The organism is Streptomyces sp. NPDC006544 (assembly GCF_040611715.1).
Taxonomy (GTDB): Bacteria; Actinomycetota; Actinomycetes; order Streptomycetales; family Streptomycetaceae; genus Streptomyces.
In genome coordinates this window covers 1-1,447 of the sequence record NZ_JBEXOV010000224.1, presented here as the reverse complement: position 1 = coordinate 1,447, position 1,447 = coordinate 1, and the positions used below count along the sequence as shown (strand labels likewise).

General features: G+C 69.7%; 1 protein-coding gene. It reads left to right on the top strand.

Features of this window, described 5'->3' with window-relative positions:
- Positions 1 to 42: 42 nt before the first annotated feature.
- Positions 43 to 1,275 carry an IS4 family transposase gene (locus tag ABZY44_RS37685; RefSeq protein WP_356662065.1) on the top strand — a complete coding sequence of 411 codons (1,233 nt, stop codon included), beginning with the start codon at positions 43 to 45 and terminating at the stop codon, positions 1,273 to 1,275.
- Positions 1,276 to 1,447 lie beyond the last annotated feature (172 nt).

The following is a 1,447-nucleotide window of genomic DNA, read 5'->3' as shown; positions in this document are numbered from 1 at the left end:
CAATGCTGGTGACTTAGGTGTCTCGGGCTCGTTGGTTGGGTTGTGGCGAGGGCGGGGCAGGTGAAGTCGTCTGCGGGCGAGCGGTTGTCGGATCGGATCGCGGTCGGGGTGTTGACGCGGGCGTTTCCGCCGTGGCTGGTTGATGAGGTGGTCGCGGAGTGCGGGCGGGCCGAGCAGCGCAGTCGGCTGCTGCCCGCCCGCGTGGTGGTCTACTTCGTGCTCGCGATGTGCCTGTTCTTCGGCCAGCCGTATGAGGAGGTCGCGCGGCTGCTGGGCGAGGGACTTCAGGGTGAACGTCGCTGGCGGCAGGGGTGGCGGGTGCCGACGACCGCCGCGATCGGGCGGGCGCGGGAGCGGTTGGGGACCGAACCCTTGAAGGTGCTGTTCGCGCGGGCGTGCCGGCCGGTGGCGGTGGCCGGCACCGCGGGTGCCTGGTATCGGCGGTGGCGGCTGGTCGCGGTGGACGGCACGACGTTCGATGTCGCGGACACGTCGGCGAATGAGGCATTCTTCGGCCGGCCGGGATCCGGTCGCGGGCAGGGCGCGTTCCCACAGGCACGGGTGGTCGCTCTGGCCGAGTGCGGCACCCACGCAGTCTTCGCGACGACCCTCGGACCGCTGGCGGCCAGCGAGCAGACCCTGTCGCGGCAGCTGTTTTCCCGTCTCACGGCGGGCATGCTGCTGCTGGCCGACCGCGGATTCTATGGATTCGAGTTGTGGCAGGCCGCCCGCTCCACCGGAGCCGACTTGTTGTGGCGGGTGAAGAAGAACGCCATCCTGCCGGTGCTTCAGCGTCTGCCGGACGGCTCCTACCTCAGCGCGGTCCATGCCGACACCGACCGCAAGCGACGGGCCAACCCGGTGGCGGTGCGCGTGATCGAGTACACGCTGGGCCCGGGCGGCGACGGGGACGTCTACCGGCTGATCACTACCATCTGCGACCCCGAGGCCGCCCCGGCCGCCGACCTGGCCGCGCTATACGCCCAGCGCTGGGAGATCGAGACCACCTTCGACGAGATCAAGACCCATCAACGCGGACCGAAACTCGTCCTGCGCTCCAAGTACCCCTGGGGCGTGGAGCAGGAGATCTACGGCTTCCTGCTCGTCCACCACGCCATCCGGCAGCTGATGCACCAGGCCGCCCTGGACCACGAAACCGATCCCGACCGGATCTCCTTCACCCGGTCCCTGCGTATCGTGCGCCGCCAGGTCCCCGCCCAGGCGGCGTTTTCCCCCCGGCCGACTCGCCAGGGCACTGACCCGCACCCTGGCTGAGATCGCCCAGCGCCTGCTACCCCGACGACGCCACCGGACCTGCCCCCGCGTGATCAAACGCAAGATGTCCAACTGGCCCCGCAAACGAGCCGAACACCACAACTGGCCGCCACCCGCACCAGCCACCATCAGCATCGCCCGGCAGCACCCGACCTAAATCACCAGCATTGGG